At 43.9% G+C, this 24,680-nt stretch carries 25 protein-coding genes; 17 read left to right on the plus strand and 8 right to left on the minus strand.

Annotation, left to right across the window (positions count from 1 at the left end; translation table 11 throughout):
* The first annotated feature begins 101 nt into the window (after window positions 1–101).
* From atpB to atpG, 6 genes are all read left to right on the plus strand, one after another.
* Complete coding sequence (atpB, locus tag E7Z59_RS03240) at window positions 102–1,181, plus strand: F0F1 ATP synthase subunit A (protein WP_136334845.1); 1,080 nt, start codon at window positions 102–104, stop codon at window positions 1,179–1,181.
* A gap of 33 nt (window positions 1,182–1,214) precedes the next feature.
* The gene (atpE, locus tag E7Z59_RS03245; protein WP_117158138.1) at window positions 1,215–1,406 is read left to right on the plus strand and encodes an ATP synthase F0 subunit C; all 192 of its coding nucleotides are present in this window, start codon (window positions 1,215–1,217) and stop codon (window positions 1,404–1,406) included.
* Between the two features lie 81 nt (window positions 1,407–1,487).
* The gene (locus E7Z59_RS03250) at window positions 1,488–1,988 is read left to right on the plus strand and encodes a F0F1 ATP synthase subunit B (RefSeq protein ID WP_136334846.1); all 501 of its coding nucleotides are present in this window, start codon (window positions 1,488–1,490) and stop codon (window positions 1,986–1,988) included.
* A gap of 6 nt (window positions 1,989–1,994) precedes the next feature.
* Window positions 1,995–2,546, plus strand: a complete 552-nt coding sequence (gene atpH, locus E7Z59_RS03255; protein WP_136334847.1) for an ATP synthase F1 subunit delta — start codon at window positions 1,995–1,997, stop codon at window positions 2,544–2,546.
* 65 nt (window positions 2,547–2,611) lie between these two features.
* Window positions 2,612–4,192: a F0F1 ATP synthase subunit alpha gene (atpA, locus tag E7Z59_RS03260; RefSeq protein WP_136334848.1), complete on the plus strand. Its 1,581-nt coding sequence runs from the start codon at window positions 2,612–2,614 to the stop codon at window positions 4,190–4,192.
* Between the two features lie 60 nt (window positions 4,193–4,252).
* Window positions 4,253–5,113 (plus strand): ATP synthase F1 subunit gamma, encoded by an 861-nt coding sequence (gene atpG, locus E7Z59_RS03265; protein ID WP_136334849.1) that lies wholly within the window; start codon window positions 4,253–4,255, stop codon window positions 5,111–5,113.
* Between the two features lie 92 nt (window positions 5,114–5,205).
* Here the strand turns inward: atpG and E7Z59_RS03270 are convergent, their stop codons facing one another.
* The gene (locus tag E7Z59_RS03270; RefSeq protein ID WP_136334850.1) at window positions 5,206–6,426 is read right to left on the minus strand and encodes a hypothetical protein; all 1,221 of its coding nucleotides are present in this window, start codon (window positions 6,424–6,426) and stop codon (window positions 5,206–5,208) included.
* Window positions 6,427–6,626: 200 nt separating this feature from the next.
* Between E7Z59_RS03270 and E7Z59_RS03275 the strand changes: the two genes are divergently transcribed.
* The 8 genes from E7Z59_RS03275 (at window position 6,627) to E7Z59_RS03310 (ending at window position 15,013) form a co-directional block, all read left to right on the plus strand.
* Window positions 6,627–7,133, plus strand: a complete 507-nt coding sequence (locus E7Z59_RS03275; RefSeq protein WP_136334851.1) for a hypothetical protein — start codon at window positions 6,627–6,629, stop codon at window positions 7,131–7,133.
* Between the two features lie 52 nt (window positions 7,134–7,185).
* Window positions 7,186–8,667 carry a lipopolysaccharide biosynthesis protein gene (locus tag E7Z59_RS03280; RefSeq protein ID WP_136334852.1) on the plus strand — a complete coding sequence of 494 codons (1,482 nt, stop codon included), beginning with the start codon at window positions 7,186–7,188 and terminating at the stop codon, window positions 8,665–8,667.
* A 14-nt stretch (window positions 8,668–8,681) separates the two neighbouring features.
* Entirely contained in the window at window positions 8,682–9,116 is a 435-nt protein-coding gene (dut, locus tag E7Z59_RS03285; RefSeq protein WP_136334853.1) for a dUTP diphosphatase, read from the plus strand.
* Window positions 9,117–9,176: 60 nt separating this feature from the next.
* Window positions 9,177–10,187, plus strand: coding sequence for a sugar phosphate nucleotidyltransferase (locus E7Z59_RS03290; protein ID WP_136334854.1), 1,011 nt, complete (start codon window positions 9,177–9,179; stop codon window positions 10,185–10,187).
* A 56-nt stretch (window positions 10,188–10,243) separates the two neighbouring features.
* Entirely contained in the window at window positions 10,244–11,197 is a 954-nt protein-coding gene (locus E7Z59_RS03295; RefSeq protein ID WP_136334855.1) for a tetratricopeptide repeat protein, read from the plus strand.
* Entirely contained in the window at window positions 11,166–11,981 is an 816-nt protein-coding gene (locus tag E7Z59_RS03300; RefSeq protein ID WP_242015581.1) for a DUF4292 domain-containing protein, read from the plus strand. The genes E7Z59_RS03295 and E7Z59_RS03300 overlap by 32 nt, the downstream gene beginning before the upstream one ends.
* A 3-nt stretch (window positions 11,982–11,984) precedes the next feature.
* The gene (locus E7Z59_RS03305) at window positions 11,985–13,220 is read left to right on the plus strand and encodes a murein hydrolase activator EnvC family protein (RefSeq protein WP_136334857.1); all 1,236 of its coding nucleotides are present in this window, start codon (window positions 11,985–11,987) and stop codon (window positions 13,218–13,220) included.
* 122 nt (window positions 13,221–13,342) lie between these two features.
* Window positions 13,343–15,013 (plus strand): formate--tetrahydrofolate ligase, encoded by a 1,671-nt coding sequence (locus E7Z59_RS03310; protein WP_136334858.1) that lies wholly within the window; start codon window positions 13,343–13,345, stop codon window positions 15,011–15,013.
* Between the two features lie 21 nt (window positions 15,014–15,034).
* Here the strand turns inward: E7Z59_RS03310 and E7Z59_RS03315 are convergent, their stop codons facing one another.
* Entirely contained in the window at window positions 15,035–15,544 is a 510-nt protein-coding gene (locus E7Z59_RS03315; RefSeq protein WP_136334859.1) for an acyl-CoA thioesterase, read from the minus strand.
* A gap of 254 nt (window positions 15,545–15,798) precedes the next feature.
* Here E7Z59_RS03315 and E7Z59_RS03320 point away from each other — a divergent pair, with 254 nt between their 5' ends.
* Window positions 15,799–16,674: a sugar phosphate isomerase/epimerase family protein gene (locus tag E7Z59_RS03320; protein ID WP_136334860.1), complete on the plus strand. Its 876-nt coding sequence runs from the start codon at window positions 15,799–15,801 to the stop codon at window positions 16,672–16,674.
* A gap of 255 nt (window positions 16,675–16,929) precedes the next feature.
* Here E7Z59_RS03320 and E7Z59_RS03325 read toward each other — a convergent pair whose 3' ends face one another.
* Entirely contained in the window at window positions 16,930–17,865 is a 936-nt protein-coding gene (locus tag E7Z59_RS03325; RefSeq protein WP_136334861.1) for an HU domain-containing protein, read from the minus strand.
* Window positions 17,866–17,966: 101 nt separating this feature from the next.
* Between E7Z59_RS03325 and dprA the strand changes: the two genes are divergently transcribed.
* The gene (gene dprA, locus E7Z59_RS03330; RefSeq protein WP_136334862.1) at window positions 17,967–19,076 is read left to right on the plus strand and encodes a DNA-processing protein DprA; all 1,110 of its coding nucleotides are present in this window, start codon (window positions 17,967–17,969) and stop codon (window positions 19,074–19,076) included.
* A gap of 1 nt (window position 19,077) precedes the next feature.
* Here the strand turns inward: dprA and trpS are convergent, their stop codons facing one another.
* Window positions 19,078–20,046, minus strand: a complete 969-nt coding sequence (gene trpS, locus E7Z59_RS03335) for a tryptophan--tRNA ligase (protein ID WP_136334863.1) — start codon at window positions 20,044–20,046, stop codon at window positions 19,078–19,080.
* A gap of 129 nt (window positions 20,047–20,175) precedes the next feature.
* Here trpS and E7Z59_RS03340 point away from each other — a divergent pair, with 129 nt between their 5' ends.
* Complete coding sequence (locus tag E7Z59_RS03340) at window positions 20,176–20,916, plus strand: lysophospholipid acyltransferase family protein (protein WP_136334864.1); 741 nt, start codon at window positions 20,176–20,178, stop codon at window positions 20,914–20,916.
* A gap of 72 nt (window positions 20,917–20,988) precedes the next feature.
* Here the strand turns inward: E7Z59_RS03340 and E7Z59_RS03345 are convergent, their stop codons facing one another.
* The 4 genes from E7Z59_RS03345 to recA form a co-directional block, all read right to left on the minus strand.
* A complete protein-coding gene (locus E7Z59_RS03345) occupies window positions 20,989–22,347 on the minus strand; it encodes an outer membrane beta-barrel protein (RefSeq protein WP_136334865.1) in 1,359 nt (452 codons plus the stop codon).
* Between the two features lie 2 nt (window positions 22,348–22,349).
* The gene (locus tag E7Z59_RS03350; RefSeq protein ID WP_136334866.1) at window positions 22,350–22,892 is read right to left on the minus strand and encodes an RNA polymerase sigma factor; all 543 of its coding nucleotides are present in this window, start codon (window positions 22,890–22,892) and stop codon (window positions 22,350–22,352) included.
* Between the two features lie 22 nt (window positions 22,893–22,914).
* Window positions 22,915–23,352, minus strand: a complete 438-nt coding sequence (locus E7Z59_RS03355; protein ID WP_136334867.1) for a hypothetical protein — start codon at window positions 23,350–23,352, stop codon at window positions 22,915–22,917.
* 93 nt (window positions 23,353–23,445) lie between these two features.
* A complete protein-coding gene (recA, locus tag E7Z59_RS03360; RefSeq protein ID WP_136334868.1) occupies window positions 23,446–24,453 on the minus strand; it encodes a recombinase RecA in 1,008 nt (335 codons plus the stop codon).
* Window positions 24,454–24,680 lie beyond the last annotated feature (227 nt).

Below are 24,680 nucleotides of genomic sequence, written 5' to 3' on the forward strand. Positions count from 1 at the left end.
GTGGGTTTTACACCGGCTAAATATTCGAGAAAAATTGTTTTTGTTTTTCATTTAAAGCGTTACATTTGCACCGATTTTTAAGCCACCTTTATTTGAGTGATATGCGAAGAGAATTTACTGAAAAGATCCTTTTAGTTTTATTCGTTTTAGCCCCGTTTTTTACCTGGGCACAACATGAAACAACTGAATCCGCTCATGGGGAGGAGTCTAAAAGAGAAGGTATTAAGGCCTTTATTGACCACCACCTTCAGGATTCATATTATTTTATTCTTACCGAAGATGAAGAGGCCGGCACTCATGTGGGGATTCCACTGCCGGTGATTTTATGGGATAATGGACTAAAGGTGTTCTCTTCTTCTAAATTTCATCATGGAGAAACTGTGGCTGAGGTAGACGGTAATCACTATGCGCTTTACCACAATAAGATCTATAAGACCGATGCTGAAGGCACCATCAATTATGATGACCATCATCACCCTACCAATGCAAAACCTCTTGACTTTTCGATCACCAAGAATGTAGTAACCATGTTATTGGTGTCGTTCCTGATGTTCTGGCTGTTCAGAAATCTGGCTGTCAGCTATGCAAAGAACAACGGTATTCCCACCGGCGCAGGAAGATTCTTCGAGCCTTTGGTGGTATTTGTAAGAGACGAGATCGCTGTTCCAAATATTGGAGAAAAGCATTATAAGAAATACATGAGTTTCCTGTTAACCATATTCTTCTTTATATGGTTCCTGAACCTTTTAGGAATGACACCTCTTGGGGTTAACGTAACCGGAAACATCGCTGTAACTTTCGGGTTGGCTTTACTTACCTTCCTGATCACCACCTTTACAGCTAATAAAAATTACTGGGGTCACATCTTCTGGATGCCCGGAGTGCCTAAGCTTATGAGAATCGTTCTTGCTCCGATCGAGGTACTTGGAATGTTCATTAAGCCGTTCTCCCTGATGATTCGTCTTTATGCGAACATGACCGCAGGACACGTGGTGTTGATGAGTATTATCGGACTGATGTTCATCTTCAAAAATTGGATAGGAAGCACCCTTTCTTTCGGACTGGCATTTGCCTTATCTATCCTGGAACTTTTGGTGGCTGCGCTGCAGGCGTATATTTTCACCATGCTTTCTGCTCTGTACTTCGGTATGGCTAATGAAGAGCATCACGACGATCATTAATAAATTGAATGTTTAATTTTTAATTATATAACTATGGAAATCCCAACTATTGTAGGAGCTGGTTTAATTGTAATTGGTGCTGGTCTTGGTATCGGTAGAATCGGTGGTCAGGCTATGGAAGCTATTGCGCGTCAGCCAGAAGCTTCTGGTAAGATCCAGACTGCTATGCTTATTGCTGCTGCTCTTATCGAAGGTATTGGATTTGCTGCTCTTTTCGCAGCTTAAAACTCTTCAGATAGCTGCAACGGTTGGTTGCAGCTATCTGTTTACCCTAAACAGATTAAACATTTATAACAATAATATTTCATGGAAAAGTTAATAGAATCATTTTCGTTCGGACTCTTCTTTTGGCAGATCGCCATTTTTGTTGGACTGGTATTACTACTTAGAAAATATGCATGGGGTCCTATCCTTAAAGCGGTAAATGATCGCGAAGAAGGAATTAAGCAAGCTTTGGAATCTGCAGAGAATGCCCGTAAGGAAATGCAGAATCTGCAGGCAGATAACGAAAAGTTGCTAAAGCAGGCTAGAGCTGAGCGTGACGCCATGATGAAGGAAGCCAGAGAAGTTAAAGATAAGATGATCGCTGACGCCAAGGAGCAAGCTCAGGCAGAAGCTAACAAGATTATTGTATCTGCTCAGGCTAGCATCCAAAGCGAAAAGCAGGCGGCTATTAATGATCTTAAGAATAAGGTGGCAGAACTTTCCATCGAGATCGCAGAGAAGGTTGTAAGAGAGGAACTTTCTGCAAAAGACAAGCAGTTAAAGCTTGTAGAAGGAATGTTGGAAGACGTTAAGCTAAACTAATACAGCATGACAGGTAGCAGGGCAGCAATACGATACGCAAAGGCTATTTTAAGCTATGCGCAGGAACAGGGTCTTTTAGAGGCTGTTCACGGGGATATGCTTAAGGTAATTAAGGTAGTAGGAGAAAACGAAGAGCTACGGACACTGATTGCAAGTCCGGTGATCAAGGCTCAGGTAAAAAGCAATGTGCTTAAAGAGGTTTTTGAAGATTTCAGCGACGCCAGCCATAAGCTGATCGCACTTCTTCTTGAGAACAATCGTATCGAGATTTTCGAGATGGTTGCCGAGAAGTTCATGGTGCTTTACGATGAGCTGAAAGGAAAACAAAAGGCCGTGGTAACCACCGCTGTGCCTCTTACCGAAGCATTGGAACAAAAGATATTGGAGAAGGTACAGTCGCTAACCGGGAAAGATGTTTCCCTTGAAAAGGTAGTTGACGAAACCATCATTGGCGGGTTTATCCTCCGAGTAGGGGATCAGCAATTTGATGCAAGTATTGCCAATAAACTAAGTAATTTGAAGAGAGATTTCGTTAATACAACGGTAGTCTCTGCATAATTTTAAAATAAGGATGGCCGGTCTTGTTCGCAAGTCCGGTTCGAAAATCTAAATATTTAATTAAGATGGCTGAAGTTAAAGCTGCTGAGGTATCAGCAATATTAAAAAAGCAACTATCAGGGTTTGAAGCAAAGGCTTCTTTAGATGAAGTTGGTACCGTTCTAACGATCGGTGACGGTATTGCCCGCGTATTCGGACTGAATAATGTTCAATACGGAGAGCTCGTTTCTTTTGATAACGGGATGGAAGGTATTGTACTTAACATTGAAGAAGATAACGTAGGGGTTGTACTTCTTGGATCTTCTACCAGTGTTAAGGAAGGTGATACTGTAAAACGTACCGAAAGAATTGCCTCTATCAAAGTAGGGGAGAAAATGGTAGGACGTGTTGTTGACACTTTGGGTAACCCTATCGATGGGAAAGGACCTATCGGAGGTGACCTTTACGAGATGCCGCTTGAGCGTAAAGCTCCGGGGGTAATCTTCCGTCAGCCGGTAAACGAGCCACTTCAAACAGGTATTAAGTCTGTTGACGCCATGATCCCGATCGGACGTGGACAGCGTGAGCTTGTGATCGGTGACCGTCAGACAGGTAAAACAACTGTTTGTATTGATACCATCCTTAATCAGAAAGAATTCTATGATGCAGGTGAGCCTGTATTCTGTATATATGTTGCCATCGGGCAAAAGGCTTCTACGGTAGCAGGGATCGCTAAGACCCTTGAAGACAAAGGAGCTATGGATTATACCGTGATCGTTGCTGCGAACGCTTCTGACCCTGCTCCTATGCAGGTATATGCTCCTTTCGCAGGTGCTGCTATCGGAGAGTACTTCAGAGATACAGGACGTCCGGCATTGATCATCTATGATGACCTTTCTAAGCAGGCTGTTGCTTACCGTGAGGTATCACTTCTTCTTCGTCGTCCACCGGGACGTGAGGCATATCCCGGAGACGTATTCTTCCTTCACTCAAGACTTCTTGAGCGTGCTGCTAAGGTGATTGCCGATGATGAGATCGCTAAGAACATGAATGACCTTCCGGATTCTCTGAAGCCGGTTGTAAAAGGAGGAGGTTCTTTAACGGCTCTGCCTATCATTGAAACACAGGCGGGTGACGTATCTGCTTATATCCCAACAAACGTGATCTCGATCACTGACGGACAGATCTTCCTGGAGTCTGACCTGTTCAACTCAGGGGTGCGTCCTGCGATTAACGTAGGTATCTCTGTATCGCGTGTAGGTGGTTCTGCTCAGATCAAGTCGATGAAGAAAGTAGCAGGTACCCTTAAGCTTGACCAGGCCCAGTTCCGTGAGCTCGAGGCTTTCGCTAAGTTTGGTTCTGACCTTGATGCTGCTACCATGAATGTAATTGAAAAAGGTAAGCGTAACGTAGAGATCCTTAAGCAAGCTCAAAACGATCCGTTTACTGTAGAAGATCAGGTAGCCATTATCTACGCCGGTTCTAAGAACCTGTTGAGAAATGTTCCTGTTGAGAAAGTGAAGGAGTTCGAAAGAGATTACCTTGAGTTCCTGAACACCAAGCACAGAGATGTTCTTGACACCCTGAAAGCTGGTAAGCTTACAGAAGAGGTTACTGATACCCTGGAAGCGGTAGCAAAAGACCTATCTGCGAAATACAAGGCTTAATTTTAATATTCTATCCGAAGCTGGAGTGTAACCTCCTGCTTCGGATTCATAAATAAGAGTATGGCAAATTTAAAAGAAATACGTAGCAGGATTAGCTCGGTAGGATCCACCATGCAGATTACCAGTGCAATGAAAATGGTATCTGCTGCCAAACTTAAAAAGGCACAGGATGCGATCACTGCCATGAGACCTTATGCTGATAAGCTTACCGAACTTTTGCAAAACCTGAGCGCCACCCTCGATGGCGATTCCGGAAGCGTTTACGCTGAGCAAAGAGAGGTGAATAAGGTTCTTATCGTAGCCATTACTTCAAACAGAGGTTTGTGTGGAGCCTTTAACTCAAATGTTATCAAGGAAGCTTCAAGGCTGGCTGAAGGTCAGTTTGCGGGAAAGGAAGTAAGCCTGGTAACCATTGGTAAAAAAGGGAATGATATACTTTCTAAAAAGTATAAAGTAGCCTTTAACAACAACGAGGTTTTTGATAACCTTACTTTCGATAATGTTGCTGCCATCGCAGAAACCCTGATGCAACAGTATGCCGAAGGTAACTATGACAAGATCGTGTTGTTGTATAACCACTTTAAGAATGCTGCCACGCAGATCGTGAAAACGGAAGATTACCTTCCTATCAGTCCATCTGAAGGAGAGGCTAAGGCGTCTATGGATTACATCTTTGAACCTAATAAGGTGGAGATCGTAGAGACCCTTATTCCTAAATCGCTTAAGACCCAACTATACAAAGCCATCAGGGATTCTTTTGCGTCAGAGCACGGAGCACGTATGACGGCTATGCATAAGGCAACCGATAACGCCGGTGAGCTAAAAGCTGAATTAACACTAACCTATAACAAGGCGCGTCAGGCGGCTATTACCGGAGAGATCCTCGAGATCGTTGGTGGTGCCGAGGCCCTGAACGGATAAGTTGAAGGTTCATACCATAAAAAAGCCCCATGTGTAAGCCTGGGGCTTTTTTTAGTTATGAGGTTATGAGGTTAAAAGGAGGAACACATCGGTTATTTCACCTCAAAGAAAACAGGTTCTTCTTTATGAAAGTGGGCTTCATGGGTTGTGAAGGCGTGCATGCAGTAAAGTGCATATTTGCCCGGAGGAAAGGTGATTTTTAAGTTGGAGGAATAATGATTATTCATTCGAATTTCCTTTCCTAACCATGGATTAGATTGGCGTATTTCTTCTATTTTGACCTTATTTTTATTAACAAGGGCACTATGAAAGTTTGAAATATAATCTTTAAAAACGTCAGACGTAACACCTTCTTTAAATCGAAATAAAACAGGAGAATGTGATTTAAGATCGGATGGCCTTATTTTTATAAGATGAACTCCGGGTTTTAGTTCTTCTGAGATCGAAAATCCATTCGCCGTCATGGTTAGATCAATGGCGGTTTGGACTGTATAAGTTTCATTGTTTGCCTCCAGTTTTCCTGAATTTTCTATGGTGAAGGGAACATCTTTTCCCCAGGGAAATCCGAAATAGGCCATCCATGAATAATCGCCGGGATCAAGATTAAGGGTAACATAAACCACCTTCCCTTTTTCTGCTTGTTCACTGCCCCCAAGCATCTTTGTCGGTGTGGGATCAGTGAGATTTGTCAAGTAGGATTCTGCAGCATTTCGATAGCTTACCTCATCAAATTTAATCAAATGTATATTCGCATCAGGTCCATCGTGGATGATCTTAAAGGTATTTTTGCCTCCTTTTAAGGGTAGATCATGAGAAAGGGTGAATTTGGTAATGTTAATGTTGCCATCGGCTTTAGGCTCCCTACTTTTCACTTTTTCAGCAGACACATGGAAATACCGTACCATTCCCAATTTAGAGTGTTTTATTCCTTTTTCTGTGATCGCCCCGCATCCCATAAAATATTCTCCTGATTCCAGGTAAAGAGTCGTCTCACTCGCTACTCCGGAAGAATGTAATCCCGGGCCACCATAGCCAATACCTTCGTAGTGTTTTTTGGGATTGTATACCATGGCAATAAATTCCTGTGTGGCAAGGCTGTCAGGTTTCCTTCCTATATAAGCCATATGAGTATCCATGCCCTTGTTCATCATTCTGAAAGTGATCCACCCTGAAGGAATCGTATCAGGCATGGCAAAGGCATAATCCAGGGCATCTACCTTGACGATGTATTTATCACCTTCTTTGAATTGATAAGATTGGCAAAAAGCGGAAAAGTACATCAGGCTTAAACAAAGTATGAATGTCTTACGCATGCTTGTATTAGTTTGTGGTGTTTGCGCAGGGTGGAGGAATTTGGTTAGTTTAAGATAAGGAAAATATATTCACCATAATTTCCTTCTTGATTCCTGGCTCTTGAATCCTGGTTCCAGACTAAAAACCTTTCCCGACTCTCCACTAACTACGTTGGCATCAATTTTGAATACGTATATTTATAATTGAAACCGAGCAAACCATGAAAAACCTGTTTACCCTTCTTTTTGGGGTGTTAACTCTCCTGGTATTTACCCAGTGTGGGAGTTCTCAGATCCTTGAGACCAAAGCACCTTTTACCCTCGAAAATCCCGCGGTTGAACCCTGGACAGCCGGTGCTAATAGGCAATATACCGGAGTGAACCTCTATTTTCCCGTATCAGAAGGGCGTTCCTATACCCTCGATTCAGTATACTACGGTAACAAGGGGACAGCACTTGAAAAAATTCAAAAGGACAATTACCTCGTGTACAAAGGCACCATTGAAACCACAAAAGAAGATTATGATATCGTAATGCATGCCGACCCGAGAAAGGAAGTCGGCAACCGGCCTCCCAGCCTTAAAAAAAGCCCTTTTGAACTGGAAGAAGGAGTGGCCGTGATCAGTTATCTCGATAAAGGAGAACGCAGGTATTTTAAAATTGATAACCTCATATTGTCCACTGCCATTCACTACGAGGAAAAGCCTTCTGTAAAAAACAGGCCATAACCATTGGAAGGCCTGATTAATTTGAATAATTTTAGCGTCTAAATAATTCAATTTGACCGCCCTAAAGAAACTGTTTAAGAATACCTTTATCTACGGTCTGGCTACTGTGTTGCCCAGGGTATTGGGGCTCATTCTGACACCGCTCTACGTTGCGGGATTACCTGAAAGCGATTTTGGTATTTATATTTCACTCATGATCTATTTGATCATGGGTAATGTGTTCCTGTCTTACGGGATGGAAACAGCCTTTTTTCGTTTTATCAACCGGGGTGATGATCCCGGTAAGGTACAATCTACGGCCTTAACCTCCCTGACGATCACTTCAACCCTTTTCCTAACTGCTGTATTGTTGTTCAGAGATGGGGTTGCAGCTTTCTTAAAATATGAGACTGCATTTATTGTTTATGCTGCCTTGATTCTGTTTCTCGATGCCCTTGCGGTGATCCCTTTTGCATGGTACCGCCAAAAAGAAAAACCTCTCCGGTATTCCTTTATCAAAATATCCAACGTGGTCCTGAACCTGGCATTAAACCTGTTCTTTTTTCTGGTATTGCCTGTATTAACCAAGGATGGGCAAGGGGCCCTGAGCGAATTGGTTTTTGAGAATAAAGTACACTATATTTTTATCTCTAACCTTATAGCCAGTGCCTTTACCCTTTTGATGGTATTACCGCTTTATTTCAGAATAGGATTTAAACTTGATACCCATCTATGGAAACAAATGATAGCCTATGCTTTGCCGGTATTAGTAGCAGGTTTAGCATTTTCTATCAATGAAGGAGGTGATAAACTCATGCTTAGATACCTGTTGCCTGACGAGGTCGCCGAAGCTGAGGTAGGGGTGTACGGAGCTGCCTATAAGCTGGGGGCTTTTATGGCCCTGTTCATTACAGCTTTTAAACTTGGGGTAGAGCCATTTTTCTTCAGCCAGGCCAATAAGAAAGACGCTAAACAAACCTACGCCAATATAACTCTCTACTTTACCATTTTCGGGTCCTTTATTTTACTGTTCGTAGTGGTGTATACAGATCTGTTCGCCATGATATTGTTGCCCGAAAAGAGTTATTGGAGGGCCTTATGGATCGTTCCTTTTATCCTCCTGGCAAATTTATGCCTGGGTATTTATCACAACTTATCGGTGTGGTATAAGATCACCGATCGCACACGTTTTGGAGCATTGATCTCGGTAGGAGGTGCGGTCATTACCATCGGCCTCAACTTTTTGCTCATCCCGGTTTTGAGTTATAAGGGTTCGGCAATCGCTACCCTGGCTGCCTATGGCAGTATGATGGTCATATCTTACCTCCTGGGGCGAAGATATTACCCCGTGCCCTATAACGTAAAAAAGATCGGGGCTTACCTGGGCGCTTCAATAGGGTTATCTGCCCTCTCCTTTTATGTTTTTAAGGGTGATCTGCTAAGTGGAACCGCCTTACTTTTATTATTTTTGACCCTTATCTGGTACCTTGAACGCCGGGAGCTTCTCAGGCTGTTCAAGCCTCTGTTGGATAACACCGTCAGGAAACTTAAATAACACAATGTCATTCTATGAAGATACATGTAATAAACAAGTCAAACCATGCATTGCCCGAATACGAAACCGATGCCTCAGCAGGATTAGATCTAAGGGCTAATATTGATGCTCCCATTACCTTGAAACCTCTTGAAAGAACCATCGTAAAAACAGGATTATTTATTGAATTACCTGTAGGTGTTGAGGCCCAGGTTAGACCAAGAAGTGGTTTGGCGGCTAAAAAGGGCATTACAGTCCTTAACGCTCCCGGAACCATTGATGCCGACTATCGTGGAGAGGTTGGGGTGATCCTTGTGAACCTCTCTAATGAAGACTTCACTATAGAAAACGGAGAGCGGGTGGCCCAACTTGTCATTGCTAAACACGAGCGTATCGACTGGAATGAAGTAGAGGTGTTAAGCGAAACTGCTCGTGGAGCCGGCGGATTTGGAAGTACCGGTACTAAATAATAGAATTAAAGTTAAATCATTTATATCAATGAGACCGTTAGGTCGTAAATGCAGAAAGAGATGAGAATTATTGTTCCTATGGCAGGACGCGGATCAAGACTGCGTCCGCACACATTAACGATCCCTAAACCACTAATACCTATTGCAGGCAAACCCATCGTACAGCGATTGGTTGAAGATATTGCCGGTGTTTTGGAGGAGGCGGTTGAAGAGGTTGCCTTCATCATTAAGGATGACTTCGGCGCAGAGATCGAAGAAAAACTGTTGAAGGTGGCTAAAGATCTGGGTGCAAAAGGAACGATCTACTACCAGGATAAGCCCCTGGGTACTGGACATGCCATTATGTGTGCAAAAGATTCCCTGGAAGGCCCTTGCGTGGTAGCCTATGCTGATACGCTGTTTAAGGCAGACTTCAACCTCGATAAAACCGCAGACAGTGTGATCTGGGTGAAACAGGTTAAAGATCCTCAGGCTTACGGGGTGGTTGAATTAAATGAGGCTAAAGAAATTACCGGCCTGGTGGAAAAGCCACAGGATTTTGTGTCTGACCTGGCTGTTATCGGGATCTATTATTTTAAAGATGCCGGAGTGCTTAAGAAGGAATTGCAAGGGGTGCTTGATAACAATATTATCCACGGTGGCGAATACCAGATCAATGATGGTATCAAAGCCATGATGGAAAAGGGAATGCGCTTTGTGCCCGGCAAGGTTGATGAATGGATGGATTGTGGAAACAAAGATGTTACGGTAGAGACCAACAGCCGTATGCTCGATTTTCTTCATGCTGATGGAGAGAACCTGGTGTCAGCAAACATCACTTCAGAGAACTCTGAGATCATAGAGCCCTGTTACATTGGGGACGGGGTTGTTTTGAAAAACGCCACGGTAGGTCCTAATGTATCTATTGGTGATGGTACTCACATTGAGAACACTACTGTTAAAAACAGTCTAATTCAGACCAATGCCATCGTAAAAAACGCTAATTTAGAGAATGCCATGATCGGTAATCATGCAACCTTTAATGGGCAATTTACCGACGTGAGTATAGGCGACTATTCGGCTCTTAAATAACGTCATAAGGTGGGTTTAGCCCCCTTTAAAAGAGTCTGACAAACCGGAGTAAAGGCATGAAAGTTGTGTACAGTATACGACCCCTGATTTTGGCAGCAATATTTTGCTTCACAGGGGTGCTCTGTGCGCAGGTGGAAGAAAATGCCGACATCACCACTGAGGTTGTAGAAGACACTTTTCAGGAAAACTTTTTTGAAGCCTTAAAACAGAAAGGTATCGGTAATTACGACAAGGCATTGCATTACCTGACCCAATGCAAGTCACTCAATGCCGGTGAGCCTGCCGTTGACTTTGAAATGGGAAGGATCTACCTGCTAAACCGGGATTATATGGCGGCAGAGGATCATCTTCTCAGGGCTGTCAAAGCAGCTCCCTCTAATGTATGGTACCTGAATGAAACAGTTCATCTGTATCTGGAACAGAATGCCCTTGATAAGGCCGTAGCCATAACCGAAGAATATCAGGATCAGGGCTGGGAGCAGCAGCTAATCATGGCTGGTCTGTATCTTAAAAAGGGTGATGAAGACAAAGCACTGGCTATAGTTGAGAGGGTTAATAATAACCATGGGCCTCTGGCTGAAGCTGCGGCACATCGCATGAAGCTTTCCATTATGGAAAAGACTGAGCCTGAAGAGGAGGTTCAGCAGGAAGCGGAGACTTCCGCTACGAGAGGTGAAGGAGAGGAAGGCAATACTCCCGATCATTTCAGGAGGGAGCTCAAAACCCTGGCAGATCAAAAACGCTATGACCGGGTGTTGCTGAAAAGTACAGATGCAGTAAGCAATTTTCCTGCCCAACCGGAGTTTTATTACTACAGGGCACTTGGACTTTTGCATACAGGAGACCCTGAACAGGCTGTGGCGGTGGCAGAGGAGGGATTGGCATATTTATTGGAGAATAAAGAACTTGAATTGCGTTTCTTTCAGATCATGAAAGAAGCCTATACGGAACTGGGCAATGAGGATAAAATCAAAGAGATTGACAGCAAGATCGAACAATTACATAATTAAAAAGGGCCGTAGCATTGCAACCTCATGGGTGTATGTTATTTTAATTTCGGCGTTTCTGGTGTCTTGCGGCTCTAAAAAGGCGGCCATAGCAACGGCTACAGAGAGTAACCTCAGTGCGAAGCAGATCATTAGGAATCACTATCGAAATGATGCTGATTTTGAAACCCTTAGAGGAAGGATCAAGATCGATTATGCAGACGACCATACCAGCCAGGGATTTTCGGTGAGTATGCGTATGAAAAAGGATGAGGCCATTTGGCTCTCTGCCACCCTCTCTGTGGTAAAGGTGTTGATAACGCCAGATCGGGTAAGCTTCTACAATAAACTTGACAATACTTACTTTGATGGCGACTATGCCTTACTCAATAAGCTTTTGGGTACAGAGGTCAACTACACCATGGTGCAGAACCTCCTTCTGGGACAGTCTATTCTCGATCTAAAGGATCAGCGATTTGACGCAAGTGTTTCCAGCGACTATTACCAGTTGACACCCAACAGGCAACAAGAGCTTTATAAGCTGCTGTTTCTCCTGGAGCCGAGAAATTTTAAAATGGCTGTACAACAACTTTCTCAACCCGAAAAAGGAAGAATTCTTAATATTGCATATGAAAGCTATCAACAGGTTGAAGGCATAGTGGTTCCCGATAAGATAAGTCTCGAAGCTCAGGATGGTACCGTGCTTACGAAGATCGATCTGGAGTACCGAAGCCTGGAATTCAATGAACGCCTCAGCTTTCCGTATAATATACCCAATGGTTTTACGCCCATAGAATTGGACCGTTAATTTATGAAGCACCTCAGATCGCCCCTCATTCTTATAGTTCTTGCCAGTTTTTTATTCCTGGGAGGAGTGCATGCTCAATCGGCAGAACAGCGAAAGCTGGAGGCCCGTAAAGAACGTCTTCAAAAAGAGATCAGGCAGATCAATTCGTTATTATCGCAGCAAAAAAAAGAGCGGAAATCCGTGCTCGAAGAGCTGGAGGATCTGAATCAGAAGATCCGTGTGCGGAGAGAACTGATAAAGGTAACCAACCAGCAGGCCAACCTGCTTAACCGCCGTATCAACGCAAACATCAATGAGATCAGCAGCCTGAGAGAGCAATTGGAAGGTTTGAAGGAAGATTATGCTGCCATGATCAGGAAATCCTATAAAAGTAAGTCTCAGCAAAGCCGTTTAATGTTCCTGCTGTCATCAGACAATTTCCAGCAAGCTTTTAAGCGTGTTAAGTACATGCAGCAGTATGCAGGTTACCGAAAAGAGCAGGGGGAAGAGATCGTTAAGACTACTGAAAGGCTTAAAACCCTGAACAATGATCTCATTGCTCAGCGTAAGGAGAAGCAGGCCCTGGTGGAAGAAAATAAGGTGGTGCAGGCGGAGTTGCAACAGGAATTGAATGCCCAGCGGGACCTGGTGAACTCCATCAAACGAAAAGAAAGCCAATATGCGGCCCAGATACGTAGAAAACAACAGGAGTCAGATGAGATCGATCGCCAGATCGATAACCTGATCAAGGAGGCCATCGCTCGTTCAAACAGGGAAAACCGGGCAAAAGGAAAAAAAGTGTCGTCTACCAGTTTTGCCCTTACGGCAGAGGCTGAAGTGATGGGCAAGAACTTTAAGGAGAATAAAGGGAAGTTACCTTGGCCTGTGGAAAAAGGGGTTATTAAAATGAGATATGGAACCCAGCCCCACCCGGTGGTACGCTCCGTTCAAATTAAGAGTAACGGCGTTCGTATTGCCACCGAAAAAGGGTCAAAAGCGCGATCTGTTTTCAAAGGAAAGGTGCTTGCAGTAACCGGATATAAGGGTGGAAACAAAGCAGTGCTTATTCAGCACGGAAGTTATATTTCTGTGTACAACAACCTAAGTAAGGTGTTTGTAAAAGAGGGGGATCTGGTGGGTACCAAGCAGCAGATAGGGGAGGTCTTCACTAATAATGTTACCAATGAGACCCTTTTAAAATTCATGATCTACAACAATAATAAGATCGACAATCCTTCCAACTGGATCTACAGAATGTGATCTTATTACAAGGTTCTCAGCAAGTTTCAAACTGACATTTGTTTTGTTTTAAGTGAATAATAGGGTGTATTTTTAACCTTATGATGTCCTTTTGGGGCATTTTAATCTTAAAAACAAAGCGTATGTTATCAGATATTGAGATCGCCCAAAAGGCAAAACTTCATCATATTAAAGAGATTGCAGCACAGCTTAATGTAGCTGAAGATCAATTGGAGCAATACGGAAAACATAAAGCGAAATTACCTCTTTCGCTCATTGATGATGAAAAAGCAGCCAAGAGCAATCTCATACTGGTTACTGCTATTACCCCCACTCCGGCAGGAGAGGGAAAAACAACGACCTCCATAGGCCTGGCCGATGGGCTTGCAGCCATCGGTAAAAAGGTGGCTGTGGTGCTGCGGGAACCGTCTTTGGGGCCCGTTTTTGGTATTAAAGGGGGTGCTGCCGGGGGCGGTTATTCTCAGGTGGTTCCCATGGAAGACATTAATCTTCATTTTACCGGGGATTTCTCGGCTATTGAAAAGGCGAATAACCTTTTGGCTGCCTTAATAGATAATAATATTCAGAGCAAAACAAGAAGTTTAGGTATTGATCCCCGCACTGTGCTTTGGAAGCGCTGTATGGATATGAACGACCGTTCTCTGAGAAAGATCGTGAGTGCCCTTGGTGGTAAGTCAGGAGGTATTCCTATGGAGACCGGTTTTAATATCACAGCGGCCTCTGAGATCATGGCTATTCTATGTTTAAGTAATAATCTTGAAGATCTCAAGGACCGACTGGGAAATATTTATGTGGGGGATACTTTCTCGGGAAAAGCTGTTTATGCCCGTGACCTGAAGGCACAGGGGGCTATGGCCGCATTGCTTAAAGACGCTATTAAGCCAAATCTTGTGCAGACGCTTGAAAATGTTCCTGCATTCATTCACGGTGGTCCCTTTGCTAATATTGCCCAGGGAACAAATAGCGTGATAGCTACCAAGATGGGCATGTCTCTGGCAGATTATGTGGTAACCGAAGCCGGATTTGGGGCCGACCTCGGTGCTGAAAAGTTCTTCAATATTAAATGCCGTAATGCGGGTATTTCTCCCCGGGCCGTGGTGCTGGTAGCTACCATAAGAGCCCTGAAGTATCATGGAGGCAAGGCCTTGTCTGAACTAAAGGAACCGGATGCCGAAGCAGTAAAGGCCGGTTCGGAAAATCTTCGAAAACACCTGGAAACCATTGCGAGTTTTAAGGTCCCTGCCGTAGTATGTGTGAACCGTTTTCAGGCAGATACTGATGAAGAGGTGGAAGCCCTGAAATCAGTATGTCAGGAATACGGGGTGGAAGTGGCTGTGAGCGACGGTTTTGTGAAGGGAGGTGAAGGTACTAAAGGTCTGGCCCGCGCTGTGATCGGGGCCCTCGGCAGATCGGGAGAAGGTTTTCGGCCTACCTATGACTTAAAGGATCCTGTTAGAGAGAAGATCGAAAAAGTATGTAAAACCGTGTACGGGGCCAAGTATGTGATCCTGTCTAACAAGGCTAAAAGCCAATTAAGACGTTTTGAAGAGCTCGGTTTCGGAGAATTACCCATTTGTATAGCAAAGACTCAAAAGTCGCTCTCCGACGATGAAAAGCTATTAGGAAGGCCGGTAAACTTTGATATACATATACGCGAATTTGAGATCGCAGCCGGAGCAGGATTTCTGATTCCTATAGCCGGGAATATACTTCGCATGCCGGGATTACCCGGAATACCCTCAGCTGAAGGGATGGATATTGATGCTAATGGAAATATCAGCGGACTTTCCTGAGCTTAATTAGGGCTGCCCGATTTAATCAAAAAGCGCTTTTAGTTCGGTAGCTTCATGAGGTTTCATTTTACCTGCCAGTACAAGACTCAGCTGTTTGCGCCTTAAGGCTGCAGCGAAACGTTCCTTTTCAAGATCTGTTTCCGGTACTACAGGAGCCACCTCGATAGGGCGCCCGGTTTCATCTACGGCCACAAAGGTATAGATGGCTTCGTTGGCCTTGGTGCGATTACCGCTTTCCCTGTCTTCTATCCATACATCAATAAAGATCTCCATGGAGCTTTTGAAAGCCCTGGAAATAGTGGCTTCTACAGTAACAACACTCCCTAATGGGACTGCCCGGTTAAAAGCCACGTGATTCACAGAGGCTGTTACGCATACACGCCTTGAATGTCGTCGTGCGGCAATACTGGCAGCACGGTCCATCCTTGCCAAAAGTTCTCCCCCAAACAGGTTGTTTAAAGGGTTGGTCTCGCTGGGCAGTACGAGATCGGTCATAGTAGTACGTGAATCGCTTGGTGTCTTAGCCTTCATTGATGTGAATTTTATGCAAAGATACTTTTTGTAGTGCCAAAATTAAAATAAGGGGGTTGTTACATAGTTATGAGGTGGGGTATATGTTTGGATATGCCTGTGCAGGGACCTTAGGGTTTCGGAGTCTCGGTTAATTTATGTGTTATGCAGAAGCGGAGTCTTATAATTTAATTAAATTGTGACTTCATATAAAGCGCAGGTTCAGGGCAATTTAAGTTCGATCCTTTGCGCGGAAATCCTAAAAATACCATCATATGACCTTTAAAAATTCTTTCATTTATTTTATGGCGTTTACCCTTGTCGTTGGGAGTTTTTACTCTTGTGAAACGATCGGATCTAAGGGTACAGGAGGTCTGGCCCTGTATACGGTAAGAGCTGAGATGAAGCAAAGTGCAGACAGTACGCTTCAGCAGGTAGCTAATGCCGGTTATGCATATATAGAAGCGGCCGGATACGAGGATGGAAAATACTATGGGTATTCTCCGGAGGGCTTTAAAAACCTGCTCGAAGAAAAAGGGCTCACTCCTATAAGCACTCACCAAAGCAGTGTTACCCTTGAAAATGCAGACAAATTGATCGCAGATGCGAAGGCTGCAGGATTCACCTATTTTGTGGTGCCCATACCACCTATGGGAATGTTTGTTTATGACAGGGAAGCTATGAGTATGGGTATGAACGGCAGGGTAGAAAGACTCGCTGAAATATTGACAGAGCTCGGTCAAAAATGTAATGCGGCCGGATTACAGCTGTTATACCATAACCACGATTTTGAATTTAAGCCGAATAAGGAAGGGGTTGTGCCTATTGATTATCTATTAGAGAATACTGACCCGGAATTGGTGAACTTTCAAATGGATCTTTTTTGGGTGACCAGTGCAGGTGCAGATCCATTAGCCTATTTTGAAGAATATCCGGGGAGATTTAAATTATGGCATGTAAAGGATATGGATGATAAAGGTCGGTTTGCTCCTGTAGGTCAGGGTAATATTGACTTTAAAAAGATACTTGAGCAAAAGGAAAAGTCAGGTATGAAATACTATTTTGTTGAGCAGGACATGACCTTTGACCAATCTCCACTGGAGGCCATTAAAATAAGCCATGAAGGTATTGAGGCTATTGGTTTTGAATGATGTCTGAAATCTCAAATTTCCTTGTCATTTTGAGCCCTCTGAAATTTGATTTCTTATGTAGTGAGATGACGATTTAATAAAGGAATAAAGAAGTAAACCTGCTTGCCAACAGGCAGGAGGGGCAGCCACATTTTATATAATCATTTTAGCATAATTATTAAATCCTTAACGGTAGAAGCAACAACATTATATAAATCAAAAAAACCTTGTGGAGTTCCACAAGGTTTTTTTGCTATCATTTGATCTTAAAGACGCTTAGTCGACTAGCAGCCAAGCTTCTGAAGACTCTTCTTTTTTAACTTTTCTGAGATAGGATAAGGCATCCTGTACATCGGCAAAACTTGAATAAGCCACCTGGTGGAGTCCGTATTTATTTACTCCTACCAATCGGGCCTGGAAACCGCGTTTTTCCAGTTCGCTGATGCGCTTTTGTGCATTGGCCTCTATACGAAAAGCCCCTGCAATAATGTGATACTTTAATGGAGCCTGATGCAGCTCAAGTGTTACCGCAGGCATCTCAATGGGTGTGGTATCAAAGAAGGTGGCTTCCTGAATTGTTCTTTCTACCTCCTGGTGAGCCTGTTGTTGCGCAAATTCCATTTGACGTGCCTGATCCTGCTCTACTAATTTATAACCCACTGTACCTGCTGAAAGAGCCAGCAAAAATATAGCTGCATATTTCAGGTAGGAAGGGGTTTCTCTTCGACGCTCCGGAGTAAAAGCAATAGGAGCTTTTTCTTCCAGTTCGGTCACCTGTTCTTTCAGGGTTTCTCTTTTCACTTCCGGAGAAACAAATGAAGATAATCCAAAGGCACTGGTCAGGTAATTTACCCGATCAGAAGGTTGGAATAGAATCCGGTCTTCTTCATTGTACCAGATCTCACCAATACTGTCCATCTCTATAGTCTCTCCTGCTTGCATTTTAAGCAACCAGGCTTGTACTATTTTAGAGATCTTTTCAGAGGCTTCTTCGTAACTTATCTGGTTTACCTGGGCGACGTGCTTGGTAAGTAAGCCATCGTCTTTACAAAGTTGACCGTTAAAAGAAATTTCTTTAGAAGGAGGGTAAAATGCATTAGTGGAGTTGTGGATTTTTGCAGATCGATATCTGGTCAGGAAAGAGCCCAGCCCCGGTACAGTTACGCACTGGTAGCGGTACAACAGGTCACTAATGTATTTTTCTATTCTCATAGAAACAAAGATGTGAAAAAATGCAACAGGTTTTCAATTTGTTATTCTAAATTTATTAACAGTTTGCCTTATGGCTTTGTAATAAATTAAAAACCAGCTGCATGCAAAACCTCAGAGACCTCTATTACCTGCTCGCCTTACAGCGTGCTAAAGGTGTAGGTGATCTTACCGCCCGCAAGTTGATTGCTGCTTGTGGGAGTGCTGAGGCCGTATTTTCTGAAAAGCTTTCTTTATTGAGCCGTATTGAAGGGGTTGGCACTATGGCTGTCAGGGCCGTTAGAAACAAAAGGAACCTGATCGATGCCGAAAAAGAAATGACTTGGCTGGAACAGCAAAAGATCCGGGTGATACCCTTTACCGATCCGGAATATCCTTTTCGGTTAAAACATTGTCCGGATGGTCCGCTTGTCCTGTTCGTAAGGGGTAATGTTCGTCTGGAGGCTCCCCGGTTTTTAAGTGTGGTGGGTACCCGCAGGATTACCCCACGGGGAATGGAGCTTACCCAAAAGCTGGTTGAAGATCTGGCGCCTTTGGGGCCAACTATAGTGAGTGGGTATGCTTATGGGGCAGATATTTGTGCTCACAGGGCAGCTATCAATAGCGGATTACAAACCATTGCCTGTATGGCTCATGGGCTCGATATCACCTATCCGTCTGCCCATAAGGTTTATAATGAAAGCGTAATGGAAAACGGCGGGTTTGTCACTGACTTCTGGCATGGAGAGATGCCCGACAGAGATCATTTTTTAAGGCGGAATCGGATCATAGCCGGTTTATCTCAGGCTGTGGTGGTGGTTGAATCTGCCGAAAAAGGCGGCAGTCTGGTTACCGCCGATATTGCCAATTCGTATAACAGGGAGGTTTTCGCTATTCCGGGAAGACCTGAAGATCCACTTAGTAAGGGTTGTAATCTTTTAATTAAAAAGCACCAGGCCCATCTCATGGAGAGTGCTGCAGATCTGATCTATATGCTTGGCTGGGATCCGGATGAGGACGATCATAAAGTTCCGGTACAAAAGCAGTTGTTTGTAGAACTCGATGCTACAGAAGAATTGGTAGTGTCGAGGTTACAAGACTCAGAAAAAATGCTTCTTGACGACCTCGCATATACCTGTGATATACCCGTGCACAAGCTTTCGGCAACCCTCCTGAATATGGAAATGAAGGGAGTTGTAAGACCCTTGCCGGGGAAATACTTCGAACTGGTCTGAACTAAAAGCCGAGTTTCTCGCGGGTTCTTTCTAGAACTCCGTTGGCCACTTTTGCGGCTTTGGCAGCTCCTTCAGCCAGGATGGTTTCTACCTTCTCAGGATGCTCCATGTAATAGTTGAATCGTTCACGCTCCTGAGCAAATCTTTCCAGGATCAGTTCATACAAGGCTTGTTTTGCATGACCATAACCAAAACCACCGGCCAGGTATTTTTCTCTTAATTCTGCGGTTTGCTTTTCGCTTGCCAGAAGCTTGTACAGTGCAAATACATTACAAGTGTCAGGATCTTTTGGGTCTTCAAGGGGAGTGCTGTCGGTCTGTATTCCCATGATCTGCTTTCTAAGCTTCTTGTCGGGCAGAAAGATATTTATGATATTATTTCTTGACTTGCTCATTTTTTCCCCGTCCGTTCCCGGAATAAGCTTGGTGTTTTCCTGAACCTTTGCCTCCGGTAGCACAAATATCTCACCCACCTTGCTGTGTATTCTGGAAGCAACATCACGCGTCATTTCCAGGTGTTGCAATTGGTCTTTTCCAACGGGTACGAATTCGGCATCATACAGTAAAATGTCTGCAGCCATTAGCATGGGATAGGTAAACAGACCTGCATTTACATCCTCCAGTCTGTCGGCTTTGTCCTTAAACGAGTGCGCAAGCGTTAGTCGCTGATATGGGAAAAAGCAGCTGAGGTACCAGGTGAGTTCTGCTGTTTGAGGCACATCACTCTGTCTGTAAAAAACCGTTTTTTCGGTATCCAATCCGCAGGCCAGCCATGCAGCGGCTGTAGCAAGGGTATTTGCTCTTAAGGTCTCTCCGTCTTTTATCTGGGTGAGAGAATGAAGGTTGGCAATAAAAAGAAAAGAATCATTCTCCGGGGCTTTTGCCATTTCAATTGCAGGAATGATAGCGCCTAATAAATTTCCCAGGTGCGGAACACCTGTACTTTGAATACCTGTAAGAATTCGTGCCATTTAAATTCAATTTGCTGTCCGGCAAATTTAAGTATCATGACAGACATTATAAATACGATCAGGATATTTATTGGCGGCATTTGATTTTTAAAGTTATGTTTGTAGCCACCGTAAACTATAGACTGCACAATGAACCCACTCAGATGCCTCCTGATGCTGCTCTACCGGATATGGTTTTACCTGTTGGTGAGCATTCCAATTATTTTGTTTTTTCCGGTGCTTCTTGTGCTAACCGCCTCCGAACGTTTTTACCCGCAATTCTTTTGGGTAGCCAGAAATATTTGGGCAGCCCCTATTTTGTATGGAATGGGACTTTTTCCCCGGATAAAAAAAGAGGGGAGGATGCAAAAAGGCAAGAGTTATATGTTGGTGGCCAATCATACTTCTATGACAGACATCATGCTGATGCTGAGGGCGAGTAAAAATCCATTTGTTTTTGTAGGGAAAAAGGAATTGGTTAAGATGCCGGTCTTCGGGTATTTTTATAAAAGAGTATGTATTATGGTAGACCGCGAAAGCCCCCGGAGCAGATCGGCGGTCTATCTGCGTGCCCAAAAACGATTGGCCCAGGGCTTGAGTGTTTGTATTTTTCCGGAAGGAGGGGTGCCCGAAGGGAGGGATGTTTTGTTAGATCCTTTTAAGGATGGTGCTTTTAAGCTGGCCATTGCCCATCAGATCCCGGTGGTGCCTATGACATTCAGGGACAGCAAAAAGAAATTTCCTTTTGAGATCTGCGACGGTGGTCCCGGCAGGTTACGCGTAACTATACACAGGTTTCTGGAAACAAAGGGGAAGGATATGTCTGAGGTGACTGAACTAAAGAACTATACCAGGGAAATTATTCAAAAGTGCCTGCTGGAGGGCAAATAAAAAATGCTCCCCACCACAGAGAGCATTTTTGGTCATCATTGCCTTGGCAATTTAACCTAACCAACTAAATAGTTAAAACCTAAAACTAAAGCCTGTATAAACACCCAGAAGATAGGGGCTGAAACCTCCGGTATCTCCTGAGAATGTATTCCATTGATATTTGAACATGGGTTCAAGATTGAACAGCAGTGCATCGCTGAAGCGATAATCAACGCCAACACCAAGATTGGTGCTGAAATTCAGTGAATTTACATTTGTTGCTGTTCCTAATTCTGTGTTTAGGGTCTCAGATTGCAGCATGATGCTGTTGTCAACCAGAAACAGTGAACTCAAACCTCCGATAAGGTGAAGTCCTATTTTGTTACCAACCATTTTATATTTTAATTCAAGAGGCACCTCTACATAGCCCAGGCGTTGCGCCATATCGCCGTTATACCTTAGGTTGGCCTTGGGTACATCGGGAAGAAAGGCGTTTTGTGGTCTGCGTCCGAGATCATTGATGATAATATTGAGGTTGCTGCTTGCATAATCTATGTTCCCAACCCTGGCAGCAGGAGAAGCAGTGGGGGTATAGGAGACATCGTTAGTGGTGTATCCCATGGTTACCCTGTTCACCCCGGTTCGCAGGCTGAGCTTCTTGTTAAGATGGTAGGCAACATTGACCCCATAACTTAAATGGGTTTCTCCGCTTTTAGAATGATCGCTTAACCCGGGTTCGATCGGAGAGCCATTGTTCAGACTTCCGTAATATACCGGGGCTACCGCAGGGTAAACAACCCAATTGCCGGCTGCGTCCTCATTAATTTTCTCCTCATCGTTTGAAGCGAGATCCAGCAGGGACGGGGACTCTTGCGAAAGATCAGGGTGGTTTGCTGGCATTATGCCTGTTGTAAATGCATAATCCTGATACAGTACGATCGGTGTGGAAGCAAGGTATATTTCGCTGGTATAGCCGTAAGTAAAGCTTTGTGTGCTACCTTCAGGATTTACAGTCTCTCTTTGATTCAGCCTGTTTTGACTTCCTTTTGATTGGTTTCGGTCCCGGATGCTCCCTTCTGAAGATGGCGCTTCCTGTGGGGATGTTGCTATTGCTTTCCTTAAAGCTTCCGGCGTTGAAGATATTTGTATTGAGGTTTCGTCTTTTATTTGCTTATCAGGAGAAGAGGTTTGCTGTAAGGGGCTGGCGGTAATGATTGTATTGTTCTCCGGATTTTGGTTGGGGGTGTTTAGAAAGGAGCGCGCACCAAAAAATGCCACTCCCAGTAATGCGGCTACCCCCATGGCTCTTTTCCAGAATAGAGGGATGGTTTTTCGGTTCTCAGAAGCGTCGAGTTGATCTTCTATACCTGTCCACAGATCGCGGGCGGGACTTACTTCAAAATCTTTGAAGCGTTCCCGGTAAAGACGTTCGAGATCTTTTTCCTCTTTCATGGTTAATTTGTGCTTTTGATCACTTCTTTTATTTCATTTATGCGCTTGCGCAATAAGGCTTTACCCCGGGCCAGATTTGACTTCGACGTACCTTCACTGATGTTCAGCATAGCGGCGATCTCCTTATGAGAGTAGTCGTCCAGTACGTAAAGACTGAAGGTAATGCGATATTGATCCGGTAATTCCTGTACGAATCTTAATAACTGAGCCAAGTCAATATTTTCGTGCTCAACCCCTGCTTCTTCAGTTTCCGGCAGTTCCTGGGTGCCTACCAGCTCAAGAACCCCGTCTTGGCGATACTTTTGCAAAACCGTGGTAAGGGTTACCCTGCGCAGCCATCCTTCAAATGAACCTTTAAATTTATATTGATCTATCCGATCAAATATCCTGATGAAGCTGTCTTGAAGGTTGTCTTCAGCCTCGCGACGATTACGGGAATAACGTAAGCACAAGGTATACAACTTGTCTCCGTAGATACGGTATAGTTGTTCCTGGGCTTTGCGATCCCGTTTCTTACAACGCGCTACAAGGTTTTTTAGCTGCACCTGGTTTCTGATCAGTTTTAGTTTAAGGGGGTGTTATGACGGGCACCTCATAGATAAGAAATTCTTTCTCTCCATTTTCATTGGTACCTGTGTACAATTTAAACACATATGTCCCGGTAAACAAAACCTCAAAATTAAAATATGCAATGATCGTCTCTCCTTCCAGTGACAGGCAATCGGATCGATTCAGCACAGAACCGATCGCGTAAACCGTTCTTTCGGTCGCTGTTTCACCGGTACGATAAAAGTCAAATCCTTCGAAATAGTGGCAATCACCGGGCTTGTTCATATGAACGTTAATACGGTAGATCTGACCTAACTCAAAACTGTCAGGAAACTCTGCGTCTACGATCTCAAGCGCTTCGAAGGAGTAACTGAAATCATTATCATCATTGAGATCACAGCTTTGAAAAGCGATGATCCAGGGAAAAATTATCAGATAAACCAGATATTTTTTCATGCCATATGATGTAATGGTCTATCATATAGATGCAGAAATGTAGAAATGGTTGCGTGGGAAAATAAAAAAACCCGGTTCATCCGGGTTTTTTTGTTATTCTTTCAGGGCCTTGATAGCCTCTCGTATTTTTTCTTCGAGTTCTTCGAGAAGTTCAGGGTTGTCCTTCAGGAGATGTTTAACGGCATCTCTTCCTTGTCCGAGTTTGGTGTCGCCATAACTGAACCAGGAGCCGCTTTTCTTGATAATGTCGTATTCTACCCCAAGGTCGAGAATTTCACCAATTCTTGAAATTCCTTCCCCGTACATGATGTCGAATTCTGTTGCCTTGAACGGTGGTGCCACCTTGTTCTTTACTACTTTTACACGGGTTTTGTTACCTGAAACATCACCGCCGGTATCTTTGATCTGAGTAGAACGTCTGATATCCAGTCGAACAGAGGCGTAGAATTTAAGTGCATTACCCCCGGTAGTGGTTTCAGGGTTTCCGAACATAACCCCGATCTTCTCTCTCAGCTGGTTGATAAAGATCACGGTACATTTGGTTTTACTGATACTCGCGGTTAGTTTTCGCAGCGCCTGTGACATAAGTCTTGCATGTAATCCCATTTTGGAATCTCCCATTTCCCCTTCGATCTCACTCTTTGGAGTCAGGGCAGCAACAGAGTCAATAATAACAATGTCGATAGCTCCTGATCGAATCAGGTTGTCAGCAATTTCCAATGCCTGCTCCCCGTGATCGGGTTGAGAAATGATCAGGTTGTCTATGTCTACTCCAAGCTTTTCAGCATAGAAGCGATCAAAGGCGTGTTCTGCATCAATAAAAGCAGCGATTCCGCCAGCCTTCTGAGCCTCGGCGATAGCGTGAAGGGTAAGAGTGGTTTTACCGGATGATTCCGGCCCGTAGATCTCAACGATCCTTCCTTTTGGATATCCACCCACCCCGAGGGCGAGGTCTAACCCGATGGATCCGGTTGGAATCACTTCCACATCCTGAACCACACTGTCTCCCATCTTCATTACTGCACCCTTCCCGTAGGTCTTGTCCAGTTTATCCAGTGTAAGTTTCAGCGCTTTTAATTTCGCATCTTTTTCCGAGCTCATGTATGATAAGGTTTAGTTTATGAATGGTGCTAAAATACTATTTATTTTTCAGCAAACAACCCCTTGAGACCCACTTTTTTATGGAAAAAATCCAATAAAACGGATAAAATCCAAATAATTGGATGCTGGAGGCGGTCTTTTGAAGGGTGGCAATGGCCCTGAAATCAGTATTTTCAGGAGGTTTAAAAATACCTTACTTTTGCAGCAAATTCATTCTAACTTAAAAT

This window comes from Robertkochia marina (genome assembly GCF_004799345.1).
Taxonomy (GTDB): Bacteria; Bacteroidota; Bacteroidia; order Flavobacteriales; family Flavobacteriaceae; genus Robertkochia; species Robertkochia marina.

Coding starts and splice junctions, on each gene's coding strand:
- atpB (WP_136334845.1), top strand. CDS start 102: ATGCGAAGAGAATTTACTGAAAAGATCCTTTTAGTTTTATTCGTTTTA.
- atpE (WP_117158138.1), top strand. CDS start 1,215: ATGGAAATCCCAACTATTGTAGGAGCTGGTTTAATTGTAATTGGTGCT.
- E7Z59_RS03250 (WP_136334846.1), top strand. CDS start 1,488: ATGGAAAAGTTAATAGAATCATTTTCGTTCGGACTCTTCTTTTGGCAG.
- atpH (WP_136334847.1), top strand. CDS start 1,995: ATGACAGGTAGCAGGGCAGCAATACGATACGCAAAGGCTATTTTAAGC.
- atpA (WP_136334848.1), top strand. CDS start 2,612: ATGGCTGAAGTTAAAGCTGCTGAGGTATCAGCAATATTAAAAAAGCAA.
- atpG (WP_136334849.1), top strand. CDS start 4,253: ATGGCAAATTTAAAAGAAATACGTAGCAGGATTAGCTCGGTAGGATCC.
- E7Z59_RS03270 (WP_136334850.1), bottom strand. CDS start 6,426: ATGCGTAAGACATTCATACTTTGTTTAAGCCTGATGTACTTTTCCGCT.
- E7Z59_RS03275 (WP_136334851.1), top strand. CDS start 6,627: ATGAAAAACCTGTTTACCCTTCTTTTTGGGGTGTTAACTCTCCTGGTA.
- dut (WP_136334853.1), top strand. CDS start 8,682: ATGAAGATACATGTAATAAACAAGTCAAACCATGCATTGCCCGAATAC.
- E7Z59_RS03290 (WP_136334854.1), top strand. CDS start 9,177: ATGAGAATTATTGTTCCTATGGCAGGACGCGGATCAAGACTGCGTCCG.
- E7Z59_RS03295 (WP_136334855.1), top strand. CDS start 10,244: ATGAAAGTTGTGTACAGTATACGACCCCTGATTTTGGCAGCAATATTT.
- E7Z59_RS03305 (WP_136334857.1), top strand. CDS start 11,985: ATGAAGCACCTCAGATCGCCCCTCATTCTTATAGTTCTTGCCAGTTTT.
- E7Z59_RS03310 (WP_136334858.1), top strand. CDS start 13,343: ATGTTATCAGATATTGAGATCGCCCAAAAGGCAAAACTTCATCATATT.
- E7Z59_RS03315 (WP_136334859.1), bottom strand. CDS start 15,544: ATGAAGGCTAAGACACCAAGCGATTCACGTACTACTATGACCGATCTC.
- E7Z59_RS03320 (WP_136334860.1), top strand. CDS start 15,799: ATGACCTTTAAAAATTCTTTCATTTATTTTATGGCGTTTACCCTTGTC.
- E7Z59_RS03325 (WP_136334861.1), bottom strand. CDS start 17,865: ATGAGAATAGAAAAATACATTAGTGACCTGTTGTACCGCTACCAGTGC.
- dprA (WP_136334862.1), top strand. CDS start 17,967: ATGCAAAACCTCAGAGACCTCTATTACCTGCTCGCCTTACAGCGTGCT.
- trpS (WP_136334863.1), bottom strand. CDS start 20,046: ATGGCACGAATTCTTACAGGTATTCAAAGTACAGGTGTTCCGCACCTG.
- E7Z59_RS03340 (WP_136334864.1), top strand. CDS start 20,176: ATGAACCCACTCAGATGCCTCCTGATGCTGCTCTACCGGATATGGTTT.
- E7Z59_RS03345 (WP_136334865.1), bottom strand. CDS start 22,347: ATGAAAGAGGAAAAAGATCTCGAACGTCTTTACCGGGAACGCTTCAAA.
- E7Z59_RS03355 (WP_136334867.1), bottom strand. CDS start 23,352: ATGAAAAAATATCTGGTTTATCTGATAATTTTTCCCTGGATCATCGCT.
- recA (WP_136334868.1), bottom strand. CDS start 24,453: ATGAGCTCGGAAAAAGATGCGAAATTAAAAGCGCTGAAACTTACACTG.